Origin of the sequence: Moraxella lacunata, from assembly GCF_002027545.1 — a bacterium.
Taxonomy (GTDB): domain Bacteria; phylum Pseudomonadota; class Gammaproteobacteria; order Pseudomonadales; family Moraxellaceae; genus Moraxella; species Moraxella lacunata.
The window spans coordinates 1-929 of the sequence record NZ_MXAN01000088.1 but is presented as its reverse complement, the minus strand read 5'-3'; the positions used below and the strand labels follow the sequence as shown (position 1 = coordinate 929).

The following is a 929-nucleotide window of genomic DNA, read 5'->3' as shown; positions in this document are numbered from 1 at the left end:
CTTTTGGGGTGCGGTTCATACTACCGCCCTGTTTTTTATTGCCTACCAATAATTCTCCACTGCAATATTACCCACGCCCCTACGGTTCATCGCTAAACCTTTGTTTTTTAAACTTTCTTTGGTGTCGTCCACCATCTGCGGATTGCCACAGAGCATGACATGAGAAGTGGCAGGATTTAAGTTTAAACCGACAAAGTTTTCAAGTTCGCCACTGTCTATCAAAGCAGGAATGCGAGCATTTAGGCAGTTTTCCACTTTTTCACGAGTGATAATCGGCACAAAATGGAGTTTAGCTGGGTTATCGGTCAGTTCGCTAAACTGCTGATTTAATTCATGAATTTTATCAAGATAGGCAAGTTCTGCTTGCGTTCTGGCACTGTACACCAGTACGATGTCGCTGTAATTTTGCCAAGTGGTCAAATCGCCAAGCATGGATAAAAATGGAGCAAGTCCCGTGCCTGTTGCCAGTAGCCACAAATCCTTTGGGGCAGGTTCTTGGTAGCGAGCAAGGGTTAAAAAACCAAACGGCTCGGGGTTAAGATAGAGCGTATCGCCCACCGTCAAATGCTGTAATTGACTGGTAAACGCCCCGTCAGGCACGACCACCGAGAAAAACTCCAACTCTTCATCATAGGGGCTTGACGCTACCGAATAAGCCCGAAAAATGCGTTCATCGGGGGCGTTTTTGGCATTGGCATACTCACTGGGATTGATGCCCAAACGGGCAAATTGCCCTGCATCAAAACGAAATCCATCTGGGCGTGTTGTGGTAAAGCTAAACAGCGTGGGTGACCAGACGGTCTTAGAAAGTACGGTAATGGGGGTGGCGTGTTGGTCGGACATGGTTTTTCTCTTTTTAAATTTATCCATGCTATTGTAAACCATCGCCACAAAAAAACAAGCACCCAACTATGAACCGCACCCCAAAA

General features: G+C 46.3%; 1 protein-coding gene. It reads right to left on the bottom strand.

Translation table 11 applies throughout. The annotated features are described in order from the left end of the window. Positions 1-42 precede the first annotated feature (42 nt). The gene (locus tag B5J94_RS11795) at positions 43-843 is read right to left on the bottom strand and encodes a ferredoxin--NADP reductase (protein ID WP_062501739.1); all 801 of its coding nucleotides are present in this window, start codon (positions 841-843) and stop codon (positions 43-45) included. Positions 844-929: the final 86 nt, after the last annotated feature.